Source organism: Asticcacaulis benevestitus DSM 16100 = ATCC BAA-896, from assembly GCF_000376105.1.
Classification (GTDB): domain Bacteria; phylum Pseudomonadota; class Alphaproteobacteria; order Caulobacterales; family Caulobacteraceae; genus Asticcacaulis; species Asticcacaulis benevestitus.
Map to the genome: position 1 here is coordinate 1 of NZ_AQWM01000016.1, position 22,802 is coordinate 22,802.

The 22,802-nt window shown below is 58.2% G+C and carries 11 protein-coding genes; 5 read left to right on the top strand and 6 right to left on the bottom strand.

Annotated features, from left to right (window positions below; genetic code table 11):
- Window positions 1-109 precede the first annotated feature (109 nt).
- Together B060_RS0114875 and B060_RS0114880 are read left to right on the top strand one after the other, a co-directional pair.
- Window positions 110-895, top strand: coding sequence for a glycoside hydrolase family 3 C-terminal domain-containing protein (locus B060_RS0114875; protein WP_425303997.1), 786 nt, complete (start codon window positions 110-112; stop codon window positions 893-895).
- Window positions 896-897: 2 nt separating this feature from the next.
- Complete coding sequence (locus B060_RS0114880; RefSeq protein ID WP_018082593.1) at window positions 898-2,742, top strand: family 43 glycosylhydrolase; 1,845 nt, start codon at window positions 898-900, stop codon at window positions 2,740-2,742.
- Between the two features lie 428 nt (window positions 2,743-3,170).
- Here B060_RS0114880 and B060_RS0114885 read toward each other — a convergent pair whose 3' ends face one another.
- From B060_RS0114885 to B060_RS0114895, 3 genes are all read right to left on the bottom strand, one after another.
- Window positions 3,171-4,595: an amino acid permease gene (locus B060_RS0114885; RefSeq protein WP_018082594.1), complete on the bottom strand. Its 1,425-nt coding sequence runs from the start codon at window positions 4,593-4,595 to the stop codon at window positions 3,171-3,173.
- A 71-nt stretch (window positions 4,596-4,666) separates the two neighbouring features.
- A complete protein-coding gene (locus B060_RS0114890) occupies window positions 4,667-7,453 on the bottom strand; it encodes a DUF5695 domain-containing protein (protein ID WP_018082595.1) in 2,787 nt (928 codons plus the stop codon).
- 468 nt (window positions 7,454-7,921) lie between these two features.
- Window positions 7,922-10,249: a S9 family peptidase gene (locus B060_RS0114895; RefSeq protein WP_018082596.1), complete on the bottom strand. Its 2,328-nt coding sequence runs from the start codon at window positions 10,247-10,249 to the stop codon at window positions 7,922-7,924.
- Between the two features lie 93 nt (window positions 10,250-10,342).
- Between B060_RS0114895 and B060_RS28065 the strand changes: the two genes are divergently transcribed.
- Together B060_RS28065 and B060_RS24720 are read left to right on the top strand one after the other, a co-directional pair.
- Window positions 10,343-10,912, top strand: coding sequence for a hypothetical protein (locus B060_RS28065; RefSeq protein WP_023447324.1), 570 nt, complete (start codon window positions 10,343-10,345; stop codon window positions 10,910-10,912).
- Window positions 10,857-11,846, top strand: a complete 990-nt coding sequence (locus tag B060_RS24720; RefSeq protein WP_023447323.1) for a glycoside hydrolase family 27 protein — start codon at window positions 10,857-10,859, stop codon at window positions 11,844-11,846. The genes B060_RS28065 and B060_RS24720 overlap by 56 nt, the downstream gene beginning before the upstream one ends.
- Before the next feature lie 533 nt (window positions 11,847-12,379).
- On the opposite strand, the gene B060_RS0114905 is transcribed toward B060_RS24720, so the two are convergent.
- Both B060_RS0114905 and B060_RS0114910 read right to left on the bottom strand, forming a co-directional pair.
- A complete protein-coding gene (locus tag B060_RS0114905) occupies window positions 12,380-14,650 on the bottom strand; it encodes a S9 family peptidase (protein WP_018082597.1) in 2,271 nt (756 codons plus the stop codon).
- A 108-nt stretch (window positions 14,651-14,758) separates the two neighbouring features.
- Entirely contained in the window at window positions 14,759-17,740 is a 2,982-nt protein-coding gene (locus B060_RS0114910; protein WP_018082598.1) for a TonB-dependent receptor plug domain-containing protein, read from the bottom strand.
- A 431-nt stretch (window positions 17,741-18,171) separates the two neighbouring features.
- Here B060_RS0114910 and B060_RS0114915 point away from each other — a divergent pair, with 431 nt between their 5' ends.
- Window positions 18,172-19,689 carry a tryptophan halogenase family protein gene (locus tag B060_RS0114915; protein ID WP_018082599.1) on the top strand — a complete coding sequence of 506 codons (1,518 nt, stop codon included), beginning with the start codon at window positions 18,172-18,174 and terminating at the stop codon, window positions 19,687-19,689.
- Between the two features lie 77 nt (window positions 19,690-19,766).
- On the opposite strand, the gene B060_RS0114920 is transcribed toward B060_RS0114915, so the two are convergent.
- Complete coding sequence (locus B060_RS0114920; RefSeq protein WP_018082600.1) at window positions 19,767-22,616, bottom strand: TonB-dependent receptor; 2,850 nt, start codon at window positions 22,614-22,616, stop codon at window positions 19,767-19,769.
- Window positions 22,617-22,802 lie beyond the last annotated feature (186 nt).

Below are 22,802 nucleotides of genomic sequence, written 5' to 3' on the forward strand. Positions count from 1 at the left end.
CGATTCTGGGGGTGATGCCCTAACCGTGGTGAAGGGCTCGGACGTCGAGGCCCCGATCGAAGGTGGCATCGAAGCGGCGGTCAAGGCGGCGAAGGCGGCGGATATCGTTGTGCTGGCCATCGGTGAGGCGGGTAATATGTCGGGCGAGGCACAATCGCGCGTCGATATCTCGGTGCCGGCGCCGCAACTGGCTNTGGCGGAGGCGATTGCAGCCACCGGCAAGCCGGTCGTCGTGTTGCTCAAGCATGGCCGTGCCCTGGCGCTGACGGGCGCGGTAAAGGACGCACCGGCCATCCTCGCCACCTGGTTCCTTGGCTCGGAAGAAGGCAACGCCATCGCCGATATCGTCTTTGGCGATTACGCGCCGCAGGGCCGTTTGCCGGTCAGCTTCCCGCAGGCGTCAGGCCAGGAGCCCTTCTATTACAGCCACCGCATCACTGGCCGTCCGCAGATCAGCGAAGACAAGAACTTCAAGGCGCGTTACCGCGAAGTGACCAATGACGCGCTCTATCCCTTCGGCCACGGCCTTGGCTATTCGAGCGTGGCCTATGGCGTGACCACCGTTTCGGCCACGACCCTGAGCATGACCGGCACGATCAAGGTCAGCGCCACGGTCACCAATACCGGCGCGCGCCGTCTGCACGAGGTGGCGCAGCTCTATATCCACGACAAGGTGGCCAGTCTGGTCCAGCCGATCCGGCTGCTGAAGGGCTTCCAGCACCTCGATCTCGAACCGGGCCAGAGCGCCACGGTCGAATTCACCCTGACGCCGGCGGAACTGGCTTTTGTGCATCCGAACCTGAAACCCATGGCGGAAGCCGGCAGGTTCGACGTCTGGATCGCCCCCTCAGCGATAGGCGGCACGGCGGCCGAACTGACGCTTCTCAAGGCCTGACCATGAAAATGCTTATCCTCACCGTTTCGCTTCTGGCTTTAGCCACGGCGGCTCACGCTGAACAGACCACCTATGCCAATCCGGTCGATATCGATTACCGTTATAATTTCGAGCAGCAAAACGAGGGAATTTCCTATCGCACAGGCGCCGACCCGGCGGTGGTGCTGCACCAGGGGGCCTATTATCTGTTCCAGACCCTGGCCGATGGCTATTGGCGCTCGGAAGACCTGATCCACTGGAATTTTATTACGCCGTCGCGCTGGCCGTTCGAGAGCATCGTGGCGCCGGCGCTCGTGTCTGATGGCAAGACGCTCTACATCATGCAGTCGCATACCCGCCAGACGGCCCTTTTGAAGAGTGACGATCCGGCATCAGGCAAGCTCGATTTCTGGGTGCGCCGTACCCCCCCGGTGCCGACCGCAGTTGGCGAGGGGAAAGACGACAGCCACCTCGGGCCGGATCAGGTGCAACCCAGCCCGTGGGATCCGGGCCTGTTCATCGACGATGACGGCAAGTGGTACATGTACTGGGGCTCATCGAATATCTATCCCATCTACGGTATAGAAATGACGCCGCAGCCCTTTGCCTACAAAGGCAAGCCGGACCGCTTCATTTACCTCCAACCGGAAAAGCATGGCTGGGAACGCTTTGGCCAGGATCATTCCGGCAAGCTGCCCAACGGCACGCCCATTACCCCTTTCACCGAAGGGGCGTGGATGACCAAGGTCAATGGCAAATACTATCTGCAGTACGGTGCGCCGGGCACGGAATACAATGTCTATGCCAATGGCACCTATGTGGCCGATAAACCACTGGGGCCCTTCACCTATGCTGACTATAATCCGGTGGCCTACAAGCCGGGCGGCTTTGTGAATGGCGCCGGGCATGGCTCCACCTTCCAGGACAAGTACGGCAATTACTGGAATACCGGCACCCCGTGGCTGGGTTATAACTGGACCTTCGAGCGCCGGATCGACATGCTGCCGGCGAAGTTCTACGCCGACGGCCAGATGGCGGTGTCGGCGCGTTTTGGTGACTTCCCGCACTATGTCCCGACCTCGAAGATAGACGACCCGGAAAAGCTGTTCACCGGCTGGATGCTGTTGTCCTATCGCAAGCCGGTGAGCGTTTCCTCGCAGCATGCGAGGGTCGAGGGGCAGACCTTCGATGCGAAAAATGCCACCGATGAAAACCCCCGCAGTTTCTGGCTGGCGGCGGATAATAAACCCGGCCAGACCCTGACCGTCGATCTCGGTGCGGAAAAGACGGTGCGGGCCATACAGGTCAATTATGCCGACTACAAGTCGGGCCTCTATACCGATAGCCCCGATATCTACACCGAGTTCACTCTGGACGCCTCAGCCGATGGTCAAAGCTGGACGAAGGTCGCTGAAACTGAGCCGCCGCGCCGCGACCGGCCCAATGCCTATTTCGAGCTGCCCCAGCCCGTCAAAGCGCGCTATATCCGTTATGTCCATGGTCATATAGGGGCGCCGAACCTGGCCATAGCCGACCTGCGCGTGTTCGGCAGTGCCGATGGCAAGGCACCTGGCAAACCCGAAGGTGTGACGGCAAAGCGCGATAGCGATCAACGAAATGCCCGTATTGAGTGGAAACCGGTGCCCGGCGCGGTCGGCTATAATGTCCGCTGGGGCATCCGGCCGGATCGTCTGACCCTGACCTATCAGCTTTTCGCCGAGGATGACGACACCGAATTTGGCGGCCGGCAGCACGGCAATAGACTGGATCTGCGCGCCCTCAATGTCGGCGTCGGCTACTATGTAGCGGTTGAAAGCTTCAACGAAAGCGGTGTGTCGAGACTAAGCCAGGTGATCAGCCTGCCCTAATGTCCATGGACGGAAAGGTATGGGTGCGTGGCTCGGACTCGAACCAGTAGGGAGTTGTCCACGGAAGGTTTTTAGGTTTACGAGCCAACGGTGCCGTTGCCAAGCGGCAGCAGCGTTACGCCTCAGCCGACCACGTCGAGTTGCCAAACGGCCGGGTCCGAGCGGGCGCTGTGACGTCAGGCCCGTTAGAATTCTCAACCCTTGGCCTTTAGTTTCGAAGGCGGGCGCCTCATTGCCGAAGATTTTTCGGCTTCGACTTGCCTTGCGACACCTTTCCGAACCGATCTTTGTGACAGGCTTGGATCACGGCAGGCGCGACGGCCCCTCGCCCGGCATGTGCCAGAGACGTGAGGTGCTTGACCTCGTAACGATTCCACAGAAAGCAATCGCACTGGGAGGGATTGTCCCTCCCAGTCTCTCAAGCATCGCTATTCACCAGCCGCTATCTTGGCTTCTTTGCGCAGGCGGCTGTTCCAGCGGCCATAGGAGAAATAGACCACCAGGCCAATCACCATCCAGATCAGGGTAAAGCCCTGGCTCTGTACCGGCAGGCTGGAGAAGATGAAGGCGCATCCACCGATGGTGATGAGCGCTACCAGCCAATGTAGGGGCACCTTGAAGCTGCGCACCGCGTCCGGCAGCTTCTTGCGTAGGATGATCATCGACAGCGCCACCGCGATAAAGGCGATCAGCGTGCCGGCGTTCGACAGTTCGGCGATCTTCTTCAGCGGCACGAAGCCAGCGAAAACGGCGACGAAGATGCCGGTCAGGAGGGTGATCAGGGCCGGTGAGCCCTTGGCATTAACCTTGGCGACGGCAGCCGGGAGAAGGCCGTCGCGCGCCATGACGAAGAAGATACGGCTCTGGCCATACATCATGACCAGAATGACCGATGGCAGGGCCACAATGGCGGCGCCACCCACGAGCGAGGCGACGAACGGCTGACCGAGGGTACGCAGCACGTGTGGCAGGGGCTCACCCGATGCGGCGATGTCCTGGAAGCCGACCGCGCCGATCGCGACGGCGGCGACCAGCATATAGATGAAGGTGGAGACGCCCATGGAGCCTAGGATACCAATGGTCAGGTCACGGCCAGGGTTCTTGGCTTCTTCCGCCGAGGTCGAGACGGCGTCAAAACCGAAGAAGGCGAAGAAAACGATGGCCGCGGCCGCCATGACGCCAAACTTTTCGCCGCCAATTTCATGGGCGAAGAAGCCAAACGGCATGAACGGATCATAGTGACCGGCCTGAATGGCCGGCATACCCAGAAAGATGAAGGCGCCCAAGGCAACGATCTTGATGATGACCAAAAAGATATTGAGCGTGGCGCTTTCACGCGCGCCGATCAAGAGCAGGCCCATGACCGCCAGCGACACCAGAACGGCCGGAAGATTGACCAGGCCGCCGGCATAGGGACCGGCGAGCAGGAAGGCTGGTAGTTTCAGGCCTACTGCTTCTTCGAGGAAACCCACAAGGTGAGCCGACCAGCCGACCGCTACGGTCGAACAGGCCAGGGAGTATTCGAGGATCAACGCCCAGCCGACAACCCAGGCGACGATCTCGCCCATGCTCGAATAGCTATAGGTGTAGGCCGAACCGGCTGTTGGGATCAGGGTCGACATCTCGGTATAGCAAAGGGCTGCGCAGGCGCAGACCAGTCCGCACAGCGCGAACGACACAATGACACCCGGACCGGCCAAACCGGCGCCAACGCCGGTCAGCGTATAAATGCCGGTGCCGATAATGCCACCGATGCCCAGCGCCATCAGGTGTGGCCAGCTCAGCGTCTTGGCCAGCGCCTTACCGTCGGTCTCAGCACGGTGGAGCGGCTTTAAAGGCCCGAATAATCCCATAGCTAAAATCCCCAATAAAGAAAAAGGAAAAGGCCACGATCGTCACACAACGGTCATGGCCTGATTAAGTGTTAGTTCGCTTTCGGCGTCAACTCAAGGGTCGTATCGTTTGCACCCAATTTGACGGTATAGGCGCCTCGCTCCTGCGGGGCGTTCAGAACGTAGGCCTTACCCTCCGCCGTCGTCGTCTTGACGTTAAGATAGGCGGTCGGCGTGTAGGCATCAGAAGGCGCCAGCGTCGCTGTGACCTTGCCTGTGGCCGGATCGTAGGCGACCTGGGTAAACTTGCCGGCATCGAGCGTCAACCACAGACCGGCCGGTGCGATAAAGACACGCGTGCGGGCGCTGTCCTTTGGCATAAGCGTCACCACACCATTTGCCTCGGTGACATTGCCGCCGAAGCCGGCCCAGCCAAAGGTCGGGTGATCGACCAGATAGGACGAAGCCGCGACCGCATGGCCAAAGAAGCTCATGCCATAATCACCGCTCATGCCATCCCAGTGCATGGCATCCGGGAACGAGTGGAAGGCGGCCGAGGCGAAGCCTTCCGAATCAATATTGGTCAGCGAGCCCATCAGACCGCCGTAGGCGGCGCGAAGAAGCTGGTAATCCTTCGGGTTGGCGCGATAGGCGTCAAACAAAGGCACGGCGTTAAGTGACGAGCCATAGTGGTGGAGCTGGCGCTCGATGCGTGACTGTTTGCCCGCATAGAGGAAGTCCCAGAAACGACGCGCAGAGCCGTTGTAGCCCCAGTGTGGGATCGTCGGATCGTAGGCGAGGATCACTTCGCGCGTGGTATCGGCGGCCTTGTCGTCCCCGAAATAGCGCGACCACATATAGACCTCGGCCTGGCCTGTCGAATCCCATGGCATTTCCGAGCCGAAGGGGTATTTCAGCGTCTTCCAGATATCGGCGCGCGCCTTCATCATCGTCTCGATCTCGGTGGCTTCGGCGCTATAGCCTTCGCGCTTAAGGTCTTCGAGGATATAGACGAAGACATCGCCTTCCATCTGGCCGAACTGCGTATAGTAAGGCGCCTTGGTCATCATCGCCTTGGTGGTTTCGGCGGCGCGCGTCAGGTAGGTCTGCCAGGTTTCGGCCTTGGTCAGGCCGTCGTGATAGCGGCCAAGGCGATAGAGCGTCCACCAGGCGGCGGCGACGTGCGGATAGTTGTACGAACGCCCGAGATCGGCGGCGCCTTCGCGGTCCCAGGCCGACCAGACATCCCATTTCAGCTTGGGGTCATAGGTGCCTTCCGGCATGGTCTTCGGATCATAGAACATGACCGACTTGCGCACACCATACTTATCAGCGCCATCCGGCGTCTGGATCTGACCCCATAGGGTCGTATCGGCAAACCGCTCGAACTTGGCGACCTCGTCCGGCTTGGGATTGTCGAGTTGCTTCATGATGGTGGCCAGCCACGAACCGGCCCCACCCTCGTCGCTCAGGCCTGAGATCCAGACGCGGTTGTCCTGGGTGATGATCTCGTTCTTGTCGCGGTCATAGCCCATGATCGACGGACTGCGCTTGAAGGGGTCGGACGGGTTTTCGTACCACTGCTTGGTGGTCAGGAAGTGACCCATATCGGCCACGACCTCACGTTCCGGCTTGGTGACGAGATAGTGCACGGTCTGAACCGAACCATCGGCATAGGTGAGGGTCATGCGTGCGCGGCCCTCAGCTTTACCGTTAACCGCGTACTTGACCCAGCCGTCCTTGACCTTTTGCGATGCCCCCACCTCAAGCGCGCCCTCGGGGTAGATGCTGACCGACTTTACGGCCTGCGCCGAATGCACGAACAACTCCGCGTTCATGTCGGTCGGCACCACATAGCCTGGCAGACCGACGGCGACCGGACGTCCGTTCTGGATCAGGGTTGTTTCGATCTCGCGGACCGACGGCGACAACACGAAGCGCACGCCAATCGTGCGGCTCTCGCCCGCTTTCAGCACCAGCGAGGACGGCGCGTTCCACTGCTGGATGCCTTTCCAGTCGGTATCGGCAAAGCCCTTCGAGGCGACCATCCAGTCGTAGAAACCTTCAAAGGTCATGTTGCGCTGTTCGGGATCGTTGTAGATTTTCAGCGACTTGTCGGCATTGCGCTCGTTGAGGATGGGCTTGTAGAGCTCAAACGGCGTGTTCTTTTCCGGCAGAACCAGCAAAGACGGGCCGGCGCCATTCAGGCGATTGACCTGCAGATAGCCGGCGTCTTTGCCGACATAGGGATCGTAAAAAGACGCGGTTTCGTGGGCGTCGTCGAGGTGACGGCCGGTGATGATGTTATCGAAGACCATCGGCAGGCCAAGACCACCGATCTCGATCGCCGTCTTGCCGGGATTGCGAAGCGTATAGCGCAAAACCAGCTTGCCCTCGATCACCGACCAGGTGCGCGTTACCTTAAGCGGTAGCCCTGCGCCAAGCGAGTGCGTGATATCGGCCGCCGCAAGCGTACCTTTTACCTTCAAAGGCGTCACTTTTGAGCGCTTGAAGGCGGTGGAATAATCCTGCCAGTCGGCCGCGCCTACGCTGCGCAGTCGCAGGTCGAGATCGCCGATACGATAGGCGCCGTCGCCGAGGCGTTGGGTGAAGCGACCCGACGGCGCGAAATCGAAGCCGTCCTTCGCCGCCTTGGGTGCGAGCGACACAAGGGTCTGTGACGTCTGTTGCAGAGACAGCATGAAATCCGGTGTCTCGAAGACCTGAACCTCCGCGTCCGGGCTGCTCCAGGGCGATATGGCGGCGGTTTCAGCTGCCGCGGTCAGCGCGAAAGATCCGCCCATCGCACCTGTCAGCAGAACCGTGGCCAGCACCAGCAGGCTCGAACGACGGCTGACGGAGGACGAACGAAGGGTCATGGGTGGCACTTTCGCAGGAAATGGTCATAAAGAGACGTCCGCCGCGCAAAGAAGCCCTTGCGCGGACGGACGCTATAAGTTGATCCCGGTACGCCGGGCTTGAGGCCACGGGAGTGAAACCTCAAAGCGCAACCGGAAAAGGGATCCGAAAACAGATCAAGGCACGAAACGCCATGGGAGGGGCGTTTCATCAAGTGACGGACTCTAGAGGGACACACCCCGTCAATTGACTGAGTAATGTAAAACACCCTTCCGCGCATCCGTCAAATATAAATTATACGATTATGTGACACTGATCCTTACCTTTTATTTTCAAAGGCTTGTTTGAGAGCCGAATGAGAAAAATGATAGCGCTCCCATGCTCCTAACCTCCCGTTGGTTATAGAGGCGATCATCCGACGCTCTATTTTGCGTGCTCTTGATCGAGGTCATTCAATCTTGCCGGTGTGAGCGGATGGCCACAGATCTTTATTTAGCCTTGGGGGCTGTTTCAGGCAGGGCGTTCCAGTCGGGCGTGGCCTCACCCTGCAAGTGACGAACGAAGAAATCATATTGGCGGCGCAGGCCGTAGCCAAAATCGCCGACATTGCGAAGCGCGCCATGGCCCTGATTGGGCGCCACGATCAGGTCGAAGTCCTTGCGCGCCTTGATCAGGTTATTGACCACCTGCATCGTCGAGGACGGATCGACATTTGAGTCTTGCTCACCGACGATCAAAAGCACGTGGCCCTGCAAGCGCCAGGCATTATCGACACCGGACGACTTCGCATAAGATGCATCGACCGGCCAGCCCATCCATTCTTCGTTCCAGCTAATCTTGTCCATGCGGTTATCGAAACAGCCCGCATAGGCGACGGCGGCCTTGTAGAAGTCCGGATAAAATTCGAGCGCGCCGAGCGAGCTTTGGCCACCGGCCGAGCCGCCATAAATGCCGACGCGGGTGATGTCGTACCAAGGGTATTTCGCGGCGGCCGCCTTGTGCCACAGGATGCGATCGGGGAAGCCGGAATCGCCGACATTCTTCCAGGCCACATCGTGGAAGGCCTTGGAGCGGTTCATGGTGCCCATGCCGTCGATCTGCACCACAATAAAGCCGAGATCGGCCTGGGCCTGCATCCCCACCACCTTGTCGCCTCCGGAGTGCAGGCCGAACGGCCAGAAGGTCTTGGGCACAAAATTATCGTGCGGGCCGGCATAGATGTTCTCGATCACCGGGTATTTTTTGCTCGGGTCGAAGTTGCGCGGACGCACGATAATGCCCCAGATATCGGTCTTGCCGTCCCGGCCCTTGGCGGTGAAGACTTCCGGCGCCTTGAACCCGGCCGCTAAGAGCTTTGTGATATCGCCGTGCTCGATTTCGGTGACCAGCGCGCCATCGGCACTGTGCAATTCGGCGACATTGGGCAGGTCGATGCGTGAATAGGTGTCGACATAGTAGGCCATGTCGCTGGAGAAGCTGACATCGTGCCAGGCGTCGGCCGTGGTGATCGGCGTCAGGTTTTTGCCGTCGAAATCGATGCGGTAAAACTTCTGGAAATAGGGATCGCTGCCAGCCGTCATACCGCTGGCGGCAAACCAGATCTGGCGCTTCTGGTCATCGACCTTGATCACCTTGCGCACCACCCAGTCGCCCTTGGTGATCTGGTTCTTCACCTTGCCCGTTTTGGCATCGTAGAGATAAAGATGATTCCAGCCGTCGCGTTCCGACATCCAGATCAGTTCGCGGCCCAAACCGCCCACATCGTGGCTGTAGCGGCGCTCGATATTGACGAAGGTATCGGCGTGGTCCTCAGCAACGATACGCGCCGCACCGGTTTTGGCGCTGGCCTCGATCAAACGATAGGCCTGATGACCGCGTTGATCATATTCAAAGGTAATGGCCGAGGAATCCGCCCGCCAGGCGATGTCCGACATGGTGTAGGGATTAGGGAACAGATCGAAGGGAACATGGATCTGTTGCTTCGTACTGACATCGAACAGCACCGGCCGGTCGATATCGACGGCATCGCCGGGCTTGGGGTAAAGCTGCGTGGCCAGCTTCGGCTGTAACTCGCCTTCGGGCGACGACACCACGCGCGTGACATGACGCGCGAAGCCGGGACGCACGCGATAGGCGGCCAGTTTTTGCGAATCCGGCGACCAGACGATCGACTGCGGATCGTAGAACTCGCCCTCGGAGCCATCGGTGCTGAGAACGGTCACCGCACCAACGCCGACAGGCCTTACCACCACATTGAAGCCCTGCACAAAAGCCAGCCACTTGCCGTCTGGCGATGGCTTGGGCGTATTGTCGGCAGGGATGCTCAGGTCGCGCACCACGCCAAAACCGCGCGGCTGACCGACCGCTTGCGGCACACGGGCACACACATAATCCGTCAGGGTGCAGGTCCAGGCGTCATCGTCGCCAAGATAGGCGAAAAGCCCCTTCCCGTCCCCGGTAAAGCTGACCGAGGTCATGGGCTCGGTGAAGGGCAGATGCAGGCCGTTATAGGTTTTGCCGAGCGCTTGGCTGAGTGAAACCGCCAGCCGGTCCTGATCGAAGGCCGGAGATTTTGTATTCGTATCGGCATCCATCATGACGAACTGGAAACCACCCGGCACCGTCTTGCGATAGATGAAGCGGTGCGTGCCGTCGATCCACTGCGCCGGTTCGGCGATGTTTTCGGTCAGGCCCGACCAGTCGTCGCGCAGGGATAGCGACCGCTGATAATCGGCCACGTCAGGCGCTGCGGCAAAGGCCGGCGACGCTATCGCCAGCGCGAGCGCCAGGCTTAAAAGTCTTACGCGTGCGCCCATGATCAAACTGCCTCTTGCCATTTTTGCGATACCCGTCATGATGTATACTATATACTTTTTGGCAGGCAAGCCATTTAACGGGAGGGCATCGCAATGCGGAAACTGTTGACCACCACACTTCTCGGCGGTTTCCTGCTGGCGTCTGGGGCTTTTGCCGAAGCCCCCAAGGGGGGCTGGGTGTTCGATGCCTCGCCTGACTTCCCGGGCTTCACCCGCATCATCATCGAGGACAAGGCTGGCAAGCTTTCCGGCAAACTGACCTCGCACTGGTATGGCGACCTGCCCCTGACCGACCTGCACAAGGACGGCGATAATCTGGTCTTCAAGCTCTATAACGGCAATCCGCGCGTCCCCATGACGGATATTGTGGTAAAACCCGAAGGTCCATCGGTTCGCATGACCGGCAAGGTCTGGTATCAGGATTTTGACCTGACCGCGCACAAGGCCAAGCGCTCGGAACTGAAGGCGCTGGATTTTCCGACCTACCCCCTGCCCGCCAAGGCCGTGGTGCCGCAAAAGCCGCTTAGCCCCACCCCGCCGATGGGCTGGAGCTCATGGAACAAGTTCGCCACCAACATCAGCGACCAGACCATCCGCGAGATCGCCGATGCCATCGGTATCGTCCGGCCTGCGGGATGCCGGCTATGTTTACGTCAATATTGATGACGGCTGGCAGGGCGAGCGCGATGCGCAAGGCGTGCTGCATCCCAACACGAATTTCCCTGACATGAAGGCACTGGCCGATTACGTTCACGCGCGCGGCTTAAAGCTCGGCCTCTATTCGTCACCTGGCCCCAAGAGCTGCGCTGGCTATGCCGGCGCCTACGGCCACATCAAACAGGATGCGCAGACCTTCGCGGACTGGGGCGTTGACTATCTGAAATACGATCTGTGCTCGGGTGAAGCCTTCTACAACACCTCTGACACGGTCTACGCCACCTATCAGGAGATGGGTGAAGCCCTGAACGACACCGGGCGCGACATTGTCTATTCGCTCTGCCAGTATGGCCGTTTCGATGTCGGTGCCTGGGGTCGCGACGTGGGTGGCCATCTGTGGCGCACCACGGGCGATATCGAGGACACCTACGACGTCATGGCCAGGATCGGCTTCGACAAGAACGGCGTCGCCAACCATACCGGCCCCAACGGCTGGAATGATCCCGACATGTTGGAGATCGGCAATGGCGGTATGAGTTTTGATGAGTACAAGACCCATATGACGCTGTGGACCCTGATGTCAGCGCCGCTCGTTCTGGGCGATGACGTCCGCCATATGACACCGGAAACCCTGTCTCTGCTGACCAACAAGGAGGTCATCGCCATCGATCAGGATAGGTTAGGCGCACAAGGCCTGCCCGCCAGGAAAGACGGCCAGACCGAGGTCTGGACCAAAAAGTTGGCCGATGGCTCGACGGCTGTGGGCCTGTTCAATCGCGGCGATACGACGACCCTGATCAGCGGTTCCTGGGCCGACATAAAGGTGAGCGGCAAGACGGTACGCGACCTGTGGGCCGGCAGCGATCACCATGCCGATGAAGGTTATTCCTATGCCGTGCCAAAACACGGCGCCGTCCTGCTGCGTGTCCTGCCTGGATAAGCCCAACAGGCCCTATCAGAGCCGGCGGCACGTCATGAGCAGGAGGAGACGCCTCAGGCCTCACGAGGGCACCAAAGAACGTCGATGTTTCAGGGAACGCCTGGCCGCTGCAGTATATGACGCGTTGCTGGTACGACAAGGGTCTTACGTCGCTGGGGTGTCGATGGGCCGCTCATCCTCTGACGCAAGGCACGCGTTATCGATTGGCAGTCCTGGGACAAAACGAGCGATGTCGACGGCTGTTTCCTGCATCGAAAATGACACCTTCAACGCGAGCCGCCCTCTCTCCCGAGGCTGTACATCGCGTCAATATTACCCGCTCGGCAAAATTTGGCTAGCAAATGGGCGTTTCCGCCCTATCTTTACCGATCGGTAAAGATAGGGCTAAACATCCGGTCGGTGCCGTGTGCGTCTTGCGCCTCAAGGACACGGAAATCGCCCCATCGAAGTCGGTCTGGGCAATCCGGTCGGATGCCTGTAGCACCCGACCGGCCTATCCATCTGCACCATGTTAAATCCATGGGCTATATTGCCTACTGTGGTGGTGTTTCGCCGATCAGGTTGACCGTGAAATAGTCGCGCAGCTTCTTCCAGAAATAGGGCTGGTAGACCGCGTGCGTGGTGTTGGGCAGGATCACCAGTTCATGCGGCTTGCCGGCGTCGATCAGCGCCTTGTCCAGACGCAGCGATGCCGCCACTGGCACGTTATCGTCGATATCCCCGTGGATCAGCATCAGCTTGCCCTTGAGGTTTTTCGCCACCGAGATGTTGGAATTGCGCTCCCACGTCGCATCATCGGCGATACCCATGGAGACTTCCGGCCACCACGCCTTGTCGAGGCGCAGATCGTGATTGCCGGACGAGGCCACGGCTACCTTGTAAAAATCCGGGCGACGCAGAATGAAGCGCGCGGCGTCATAACCACCGGCCGAACCGCCATAGACGCCGACACGGTTGAGATCGAGGTAGGGATACTTTTTCTGCATCGCCTTTAGCACCCAGATATGGTCGTCCAGCCCGACCTCACCGAGGTTCTGATAGGCGGATGAGCGGAACGCCTGACCACGCTGCGAGGTGCCGCGTCCGTCGATGGTGACGACCACGGCGCCCAGTTGCGCCATGGCGTTCAGCGAGCTTCGGATATTGGTATTGTAATCCTCATTGAAGCGGTGGGTCGTAGGCCCGGTATAGAGGTTCTCAATGACCGGATAGGACTTCGATGAATCGAAGTTTTTTGGCCTGTGAATCATGCCGTAGAGCTTTGTCTTGCCGTCGTCGGCCAGGGTCTCGAACGGCTCCGGCAGGGTAAAACCGGTGGCCAGCAGGGCCGAGATGTCCGCCTTGCCCAGGGTCTGCACGATCTGGCCATTGGATGCGTCACGGATCACGGTTTCAGTCGCCACGGTCGGGCTCGACATACGGTCGATGATCCACTTGCCATCGTCGGAAATGTCGGTTTGGTGGTGGAGCGGCTCCGGTGTCAGGTTGAGGATCGCGCCATCGAGACCGACGCGATAGAGGCTGCGGAAATAGGGATTGACGCCGGGTTCACGGCCGATGCCGGCGATCAGGATCGGTCCGCCTTCACTGATACGCAGGATCTCGGTGACCTCCCAGTTGCCTTTGGTCAGGGCCTTGCCGCCGTCCGGATTGGACCCTTTAGCGATATAATAGAGCTGCGCCCAGCCGGTGCGCTCGGAGATCACCAGATCGCCCTTCAGCTCCGGTGCTGCACGTATCGAGGATGAGGTCACCGTCACCAGCGGCTTCACCGCCTCATGCACGCGCACCGTCGCCACATTCGTCTTCGGATCGATCTCGAACAGCTTTAACTGGGCGTAGCCGCGCTCGGTCCAGTCATAGACGATATGATCGCCTTCCCAATAGATCGAGATATCGCCGGGATAGAGCATCTCGGTCGCCGGCACGTTCAGATCGGTGACGGTAGCCTTGTCGATATCGACCAGGACCGGCTGTTGCAGCGGCACGTTCTTGGCGCCGGCCGTCGGATAAACGTAGTCGAAGGTGCGCGGGAACTGGCTGCCTGGAGGGCTTTGCTGAACGCCATGCCAGATATAGCTGCCGTTGCGTGTCAGGCGATAGGTCACAAGCGATTTGCCATCGGGCGACCACTGGGCGCTGAGCGGCGCCTCAAGAGCGGGATTGTTGGCAGCGGCCATCTCGCCCAGGAGCGGATAGGTGGTGCCGTAACGCAGGTCGTAGGTGCCGTCGCTGGTCAGCGGCGTTTCCTTGCCAGTCACCAGATCGATCAGCCAGAGATTATAGTTGCGCGCCACCACCATGCGCTTGCCGTCCGGCGAAGTGATACCCTTTGGGCGCTCCGCGCGAGGCGGGTTGGCGCTGACCGTACCCGCGGCAAAATCATAGGTCCATTCACGGCCAAGCGCGCCGAAGGTCAGGGTCTTCTTGCCAGCATCATAGCCAGTCGGGCGGATATCGGTCACGCCATCGATTTTTTCACCGGCCGCTACCAGCTTTTGCGTCAGCTCGGCCTCTGTGATCAGCGCGGTTTGCGTGGCCTTGGCCGTATCGGCGAACATGACCGTGCCGCTTTTCTTAGGCCCGCGCCGGAACAGGACGCCGCCATCGACAAAACGCGCCGACAGGTCGAGATCAACGATCAGGCTGTCGTTCTTGCCCGAAAGGACCTGATCGCTATCGGCATAGCGCTGGGCCATATCGACGCGCGGCTGTGCCACCACAGCGACCGGATCGGCGGCAAAAACGGGCGCGGCCGTGGCCAGGCTGAGGACGAGAGCGAGGGTAATGTGCTTGAAGGACATGGGCCACTTAACTGTTGAAAACCGAAAAAAAGACACCTGCCGCGGCAAGCGACAGATGCGTAAAGGGAGACGGGCTCCGCACATACGCGCGGAGCCCGCAAGGTTTGCCTAGCGCGTAAAGCGCAGGTTGACCCAGCCGGTGCGGCCGATCACATCGTAGACCCCGGCCTGCCAGCCTTCGTCTCCGAAGAAGGCACCGCCGGCTTCCGCGCCTGGATAACGCGGTGGCTGCTTATTGAAGGCGTTCGAGAGACCAGCGCTAAGGTTGATGGTCGGCTTCAGCCAGTACGACACGTAGACGTCGTCATAGGCGATCGGCTTGGTCTTGTAAGGCGCGTAGTCTTTCGGCGTGATGGTCACGGTCTGGCGCATTCCCGAATAGAAACGTGAGGTCCAGCCGAGGGACAGCTTGTCGCGCGAGTAGTTGAACGAGGTGCGTCCTTTGAGTTTCGGGAAACCAAAAATGCCGACCGTATCGGTGACGTTTGTGGGGTTGTCCGGATCGGGGGTGTATTTGTTTTCGAACAGACGCGTCCAGATGCTGTTGACCGAAAGCGTACCGGCGTTGCTACCCCAGCCCCAGGCATCCAGATTGACCGAATAGTCGAATTCGGTGTCGATGCCGCTGGTCTTGCGGTGTGCAAGGTTGATGTTCTGCTTAACGACCGAAACCAGATTGTGGGTCACCGGATCGCGGACGATCTGATCGCAGTAAGTGCTGTCCAGCGTCGGTGCGTCCATGCACTTGTTGAGAATTTGCTGCGGCTCGACCGACGAAATGACATTGCTCATATTGATGTCATAATAATCGACCGTGGCGCTGAAGTTCTTCATGAAGCGCGGTTGCAGAACCACACCCAGCGTAAAGGTCTTGGCCGTCTCGACCTTCAGGTCCGGGTTGCCCTTCTTGATGACGTTCAGCCACAGCCAGTAGTCGTTTTTGTTGGCTGGCATGCCCGCAGCGCAGTTGGCGGCGGTATACTGGGTCTTGTCTGTGCGGTTCGGCAGATTGTAGTAGTTGCAGGGGTCGCTCAGCCACTGGCCGCTGATCGACGAGGCGGTAAAGACTTCGCTGATATTGGGCGCACGCACGGCTGTGCCGTAAGTGGAGCGGAAACGGATATCCTTTACGGGTGCCCATTGCAGGCCGAACTTCTCAGCCGTCGTCTTGCCGGCGGTCGAATAGTCGGCGGAACGAACGGCGGCGTCGGCGGTCAGGCGATAAGCGAACGGCAGATCTTTGAGGATAGGTACGCTCAGTTCGGCAAAGACTTCCTTGACGTCGAATTCTCCCTTCAGCGGCGTCTCGGACACGCCGTAATCGGGCACGAATTTCGGGCTATCGGGGTTATATTCGTCACGAGCGCCAATATTGTTGGCCTCGCGGCGGTATTCGGCGCCAAGGGCCACCTGAACCTCGCCGGCCGGCAGATTGAACAGGCCGCCGGTCACATAGCCCGACCAGACATATTGTTCGAGCGACGTCGTCGAGGCGCTGGAATCGAACTGCAGATAGTTGATGGCCTCCTTTGTCGCCGGCTTGAAGGGATTGAGCGGCACGCAATTCGGATCATCGTTTGAGGTATCGGCGTCCGAATTGACCGCGCAGATAGGGGTGCCGCCGGGCCCCGTCACCGCGTCCAGAGCACGCATGTAGCGTAGGTTGGAAGTATTATTGCGGTCCTGAATGGTTTCCTCGGTCTTGCCGTAGGAGAGATAGGTCGACCATGCCCAGTCGTGTTCGCGGAACAGGGCCGGCAGCTCGCCTTCGAAGCCTGTCACGACCTGCTTGAGCTCGCGGCGATAGTTGGAGCGCGACTTGCCGAATTCCGGGTAGTTGCGCGCGAAGGACAGACCGTCAGGGAAACCCTGGCCGCCGTTGGCCGCGATGATTTCCGGCGTAATGAACGGGTTGCCGTCATAAAGCTTGTTGGCGCCGCCTTCCCACCACAGGCCATATTCACCGTGCGACTTGTTGGTGGCGTAGTCGAGCTCGAGGAAATAGCGCAGGTTGTCGTTGAACTGATACCCGAAGGTACCGTGAGTGATGAAGCGGTCGCTCGGCACTGACAACAGCCAGTTGTCGTAGCGGCCGTCGAACTCGCCGCCACTATTGGTGACCAGAGACGAAACGCTGGAGTTCTTGGCCATATCTGCCGGCGAAAGCGTGGAGATCAGCCCCGCCGTACCGAGGATCGGGGCGCGCATCGTGCCGTCATCATTGAAGACATAGGGCTTTGAGCCCAGCAGCACCACAGCGCGCGGCGAATATTGCAGGAGGTGCTGATCGTCGAGCACGGTATAGGGCGCCCCCTTAACCGCGCGATACCACCACGGATTACCGCGCGAGGTCGACGGACGATCCTGGCCGGCGACTACGCCGTTGGACTGGCCGTAGGTGCCAAAGAGCGTGACATTTGCCTTGCCGCCAGCGAAATTCTTGCCCCAAAGAAGATCGGCGTCATAGCTCGGCATATCGCCATAGGTCGAGTTGCCGTAGCGGAGATTGGCATCGAGACCCTGATAATTTTTCTTCAGGATGAAGTTAGCAACGCCGGCCACGGCGTCGGCGCCGTATTGTGCCGAGGCGCCGCCCGTGACGATTTCGACCCGCTCGATCAGACCGCCGGGAATGGTGCTGATATCGACGGCCGAGGTGCCAGGGGCACCGGGTACATGGCGGCGGCCATTGACCAGAACGAGCGTACGCTTGGTGCCGAGGCCGCGCAGGTCAAGCGCATTCAGGCCGGGGTGTCCCTGGTCCATCGAATCCTTATCGCGGTTGGCGTTCGAGGTCTGGTCGCTCTGGCTAATGACGAGCGCCGGCATTTGATTGACCAGATCGGCCACCTGGCGAGCGCCAGATTTGCGGACCATGTCGCCATTGATGACCGTGGTCGGCGTAGCGCTGGCCGCACCTTTGTGACGGATGCGTGAGCCGGTCACGACGACGGTCGTTTCCTCTGCAGCCTCATCGGATTTATCGCTCTTGGCCTTGGTCTCCTGAGCCAGCGCCGGCGCGCATATCATGGCCGCCAGAAGGCCGCTTGCCGCGAGCAGAAGCGTCTTGTGGTTGTGTCTACGTATCATCTCAATCCCCTTAAAAACAAACCCGACACAAAAGGGACACGAAGTTGTCACGCCGTCAAAATATTTTATATGGTATACCATTTTAAAATATTCTTATGTTTCTATTTTGCAACAAGGGTCTCTCGTCGCTTACATCGCCAACGGGTTAAAAACTTCACTTATTCAAAGTATTACCGAATTTTCTCATTAATCTTCGCGGAGTGGGGCGGGTCACCATCACATTCAGCGCGTTAATGTTATCGCTGAAACTGACACCGATCGGAATCGGGAGACTGGTCCGTTATCGCCTTAGAATCGACGCTTCGCCGCTCCAGGCTTCATTTGTCTGCATTCCCTCACACGGCTACACGCGCGAAATTATTTTATACGATATACCACCGGTTTGACATCGGAAGGCCGCACGTCATAATCGGTCTTTCACGTGTGAGGACATGATGGGTAAAGCAGGCATTCGCAATCTGGTTATCGTGGGGGGCGGCACGGCCGGCTGGATGGCCGCCGCAGCGCTTTCCAAGGTTTTCGGTACGCAGAGCTATGCGATTACGCTGATTGAATCTGATGAGATCGGAACGGTTGGCGTGGGTGAAGCCACCATACCGACGATTCAAGAGTTCAACACACTTCTGGAAATCGACGAAAATCAGTTCATGAAGGAGACCAACGCTTCCTTCAAGCTCGGCATCCGCTTCCTCAATTGGAAACATGAAGGCAGCGACTATTTTCACCCGTTTGGCACCTATGGTGTCGATATGAATGTCAACTTCACCCATTACTGGATGCGCTATCATCTGGCGGGCGGTTCAGGGGATTTTGGCCTTTTCAATCCCCAGACCCTGGCCTCGCGTCTGAACCGCTTCGGGCGCATGGCAGAGATCAATCCGAAGGCGCCGAAGGTCAACTACGCCTTTCATTTCGATGCGTCGCTCTACGCGAAATTCCTGCGGCGTCACTCAGAAGCGCGCGGTGTGGTCCGCCACGAAGGCAAGATCACCAGTGTCGTTCAACATCCGGACGACGGCGACATCACCTGCGTTGCTCTGGAAAGCGGCAAGACGATTGAGGGCGATCTGTTCATCGATTGCTCCGGCTTTCGGGGCCTTCTGATCGAACAGACCCTGAAAACGGGCTATGAAGACTGGTCGCAATGGCTGCCGTGCAACCGCGCGGTCGCCGTGCCATGTGACAAGGTCAGCGGCTTGACACCCTACACCACCTCGACCGCACGCGAGGCCGGCTGGCAGTGGCGCATTCCCCTCCAGCATCGAACCGGCAACGGCTACGTCTTCTGTGATAGCTACTTATCCGAAGACCAGGCCATGGATCTGATCCTGCAACGGCTGGATGGCAGGCCCCAGGCCGATCCACGCGTCATCCGGTTCACGACCGGCCACCGCAAGAAACAGTGGAATCGCAATGTCATCGCCATGGGACTGGCCAGCGGCTTCCTGGAGCCGTTAGAATCGACCTCGATCTATCTGGTTCAGGAAGCCATCATGAAATTGTTGCGCTATTTCCCGCGCGACCAGATCACTGAGTCCGCGCGATCCAGCTTCAATCGCGATATGCTCTTTGCCTATGACGACGTGAAGGATTTCCTGATCGCCCATTACAAGGTCACCGAGCGAGCGGAGACGCCCTTTTGGGCCTATTGCAAGCATATGGATGTCCCCGACAGCCTGAGGGCACGTCTGGAGAGTTTCGAACGGCACAATCAATCATTGGTGAAGGCGGATGAGCTGTTCAAGGAGGCGAGTTGGTTTGCGGTCCTGGCCGGACAGGGCCTGATGCCGAAATCCTACCATCCGATCGCCGATCTGATAGCGGAAGACGAATTCCGCTGGCGCATGGACCGCGTCAAGGAAGGCACGGCGGGCCTGGCCAATGCCATGCCCGGCCATGAGGCCTATATTGCCAAGGCCTGCCCTTCCTTGGCGACGGGAAAAGCATAGTCCCTGCCTCTAAAAGCATAGACAAAAAACACCCGCCGGCAGCCGGCGGGTGTTTCGCATTTTTAGTCCTGTTCCGATTAGTAGCGGAAACGTGCCCCAACCTGAACGGTGCGCCCTTGCAGGCGGGTTTCGGCGTTAAAGTACTCGTACCCGTAATAGCCTATCTGGTTATTGTTCAGAAGGTTCGTGCCTTCTAAGGTCAGGGTCATCCATTTTACAGGGGTATAGGCAATAGAGGCATCAAGTCGCGACGTATTGCCGTTGGTATACGTATAGTTCGGGAAGTCCGTATTTGGATCGCCGTAGAATTTCGAGCGGAAATTGTAGGCAACACGGGCATTGAACTCCGGCGTATCGTAGTACACCTGCAAGTTATAAGTGTCCTTAGATGTCCATGGACCATGGAAGGATGAGCTTCCGGCTGAAGCATTCGAAGGATCATTCGGAATGTCCAATTTGAATACCTGATTATAGGTATAGTTGAATCCGGCTCCGAAATTTTTCCAGAAGCTTGGCAGGAACTCAAAGAAGCCTTGAACATTGAATTCATAGCCCTGATAGGTGCCTTGCCCCGCATTGTAAGGCGTCGTGTAGTTGAAGATGGTTGCAGGATCAACACCAGATACCCCAAGCTCTCCCGCTGTCTTGTTTACGATCTGCCAGAAGAGCTGGCCTTCAGGTTTCTTGAGGTAGGCGGCAAACGAAGCGACCCCACCATGGCCAAAGTAGTATTCCAGCGAGGCATCGTAGTTCGGCCCTTTCATCGGCTTCAGGTCCGCATTGCCGCCCCAACCCGACTTGTTCGTTGTATCAATATGGACCGCACTCGACAGTTGACTGAAGGCAGGGCGTTGTACTGATACGTCATAGGAAAGACGCAATTGCAGATTGGGCTTAAAGTGAATAGTCGCACTCGCATTGGGCATGGCATCATGGAAAGATTTTGCCGGAGTGTCGTTCGAGATCGCCTCTCCATCGACAAGACGCGTATTGAGGGACATGCCATCTGTAGCCACCGTCCTGACGCCAATAATGCCATCGACAGGGAACAAAGCATCAAAGGCTAGGTTCAACTGGCCATACCAGGCGCGAGTGAATTCTTTTTCTCCATACGAATTGTGATCCCTATCTGACGGGACCGGCAGAGACCAATCGCCACCCCAGCTTGGGTTGGTCATGTTCGCTACAGCAAAAGCACGTACATCATCAAAGTTAGCCAGCAAAGCCTCACCACTCAAATGATAGAACGATGACGCCGAAAACGCATTGTTGCCAAGCGTTGTATTAACCAAGGTGTCCGCCGTCGGCATATTTTTCAGAGGCGTCTTGAACGTCGCGTCCCGATAGGCAAAATAGTTATTGACAAACTTGCTAGAGACGCGGAATCCAGTCTGGATTGAGCGAACAAGCCAATCGTCGCTGACGCTGTAAGTCAGATCAAGTTGGCCGTTAAAATCACGACTGTCTGACCAAGCCACTTCGTGGTGAAGTTGGGTAAAGGTATAGTTTGCCGGATCTCGCAAAGCCGCTGGATTAGGCAGGCTGATCAAAACACCATGTGCAGAGCCATTATCAAAGTCGACACCAATTGTATTCAGCCCGGTCACAGCCAGCTGCTGAGAGAGGTTGTTCGACGTCATGTTGGTCCAGTTGTACTGGACGCTACCATTAATTTGCAACTTGTCTTTGTGGTAGTGGGTCTCGAAATTGGTCGAATAGGTATCCATTTTGCGCGCCCAATATGACGACCACATGCTGAACGGAACACCGTTGGGATTATTGATTGTCATGGACTTGATCGTGACCCCATCAGCCTGTGTCACGACGTCATCAAACCTCTGAGCGGAACTGCCTTCCCCGGTAATGACGGACATATAATCGTTTTCGCCGCCCTCCTTGCTGCCAAACCAACTACCTTCAACAACAAAGTCCAGATTGTCATTTACGCGCCATTGGTAAGCAAGATTAGCCGTGGGACGTTCGTTCGTACCGTCTTGAAGACCATTCCACACGCGATAGGCTGTGACATAAGCCGGCGTTAATGTGCCGCCGAGGATCGGATTATATTTCCAACCTGGTTGACCATTGATGGTCGCATTGCCGTAAAAATTACGAACAGTTTCAGTCACCAAATGCTGCTCTTCGTAATTATTCTTCGAATAGCCAAAATTGGCCAGGAAGCCCATTTCACCGATCGGCGTATCAAAGCGGTTTGCCACCAGAAGACTCGCGGTCGGGCTTTCGGTATCACCAATACTGTTATAGGAGTTGCGATAGGCGCCAGCGATGGTCCAGCCTTTTTTAAGGTCCAGCGGACGGCGGAGTTCGACGTTCACCACCCCACCGATACCGCCCTCGATCTGGTCAGCCGTGCGGGTCTTGTAAACGGTTACCGACTTGATCAACGCCGCAGGCACATCGCTCAGGGTCGGCCCCTGATCCTGACATTCACCAAAATTGATAGCCGTCGTACAGATGGCGCCATTTTCGGCATTGTGGTTCATCGAACGCATATTGCCGCCGCCAGCGGCGTTACCGTTGACCGTCGTGCCAACTTCCTGGATACCGCGAATGGCCATATCGGCGCCTTCGCCGTGTTTGCGGGTGATCTGCACGCCGGTGACGTGCGCCAGGGCTTCGGTGACATTGTTGTCCGGCAGCTTGCCGGCGTCTTCCGCGGAGACCGAATCTGAAATCTGCTTGGACCTGCGCTTCTTGTCGGCCGAGTCCTTCATTGACCCGCGCACGCCGCGGACAATAACGACGACATCGCTAGAGGCTTCGGCCTTGGCAGTGGCGGCTTTTTCAGCAGCGGTGGTTGCCGGCTCGGCCGTCGTTTCTTGGGCAAGGGCTGGCGCGCACATCATAGCGGCGGCCAAGCCGGTAGCGGCCAGCAGGGCAGTCTTATTTTTAGGTGCCTTAAACATACTATAGTCCCCATTTCAAAAACATGATGCGCCACTCAGGCCATGAAATTTCAGGGTCGTCAAAATATTTTATACGATATACGTCTGTTTCATGGCATTTTTAATAACAAGACAAATGGGAGTGGCCGATTTGCAACATTTGTTTCACGTGTGCAATGAAGTTTTGTCCGACCAATTAGATTGCGC

Excerpts from the sequence above, each read along its gene's own strand:
- B060_RS24720 (WP_023447323.1), top strand. The coding sequence starts at position 10,857 with ATGCCATCGGTATCGTCCGGCCTGCGGGATGCCGGCTATGTTTACGTC.
- B060_RS0114905 (WP_018082597.1), bottom strand. The coding sequence starts at position 14,650 with ATGTCCTTCAAGCACATTACCCTCGCTCTCGTCCTCAGCCTGGCCACG.
- B060_RS0114920 (WP_018082600.1), bottom strand. The coding sequence starts at position 22,616 with ATGTTTAAGGCACCTAAAAATAAGACTGCCCTGCTGGCCGCTACCGGC.
- B060_RS0114885 (WP_018082594.1), bottom strand. The coding sequence starts at position 4,595 with ATGGGATTATTCGGGCCTTTAAAGCCGCTCCACCGTGCTGAGACCGAC.
- B060_RS0114890 (WP_018082595.1), bottom strand. The coding sequence starts at position 7,453 with ATGACCCTTCGTTCGTCCTCCGTCAGCCGTCGTTCGAGCCTGCTGGTG.
- B060_RS0114915 (WP_018082599.1), top strand. The coding sequence starts at position 18,172 with ATGATGGGTAAAGCAGGCATTCGCAATCTGGTTATCGTGGGGGGCGGC.
- B060_RS28065 (WP_023447324.1), top strand. The coding sequence starts at position 10,343 with ATGCGGAAACTGTTGACCACCACACTTCTCGGCGGTTTCCTGCTGGCG.
- B060_RS0114880 (WP_018082593.1), top strand. The coding sequence starts at position 898 with ATGAAAATGCTTATCCTCACCGTTTCGCTTCTGGCTTTAGCCACGGCG.
- B060_RS0114895 (WP_018082596.1), bottom strand. The coding sequence starts at position 10,249 with ATGGGCGCACGCGTAAGACTTTTAAGCCTGGCGCTCGCGCTGGCGATA.
- B060_RS0114910 (WP_018082598.1), bottom strand. The coding sequence starts at position 17,740 with ATGATACGTAGACACAACCACAAGACGCTTCTGCTCGCGGCAAGCGGC.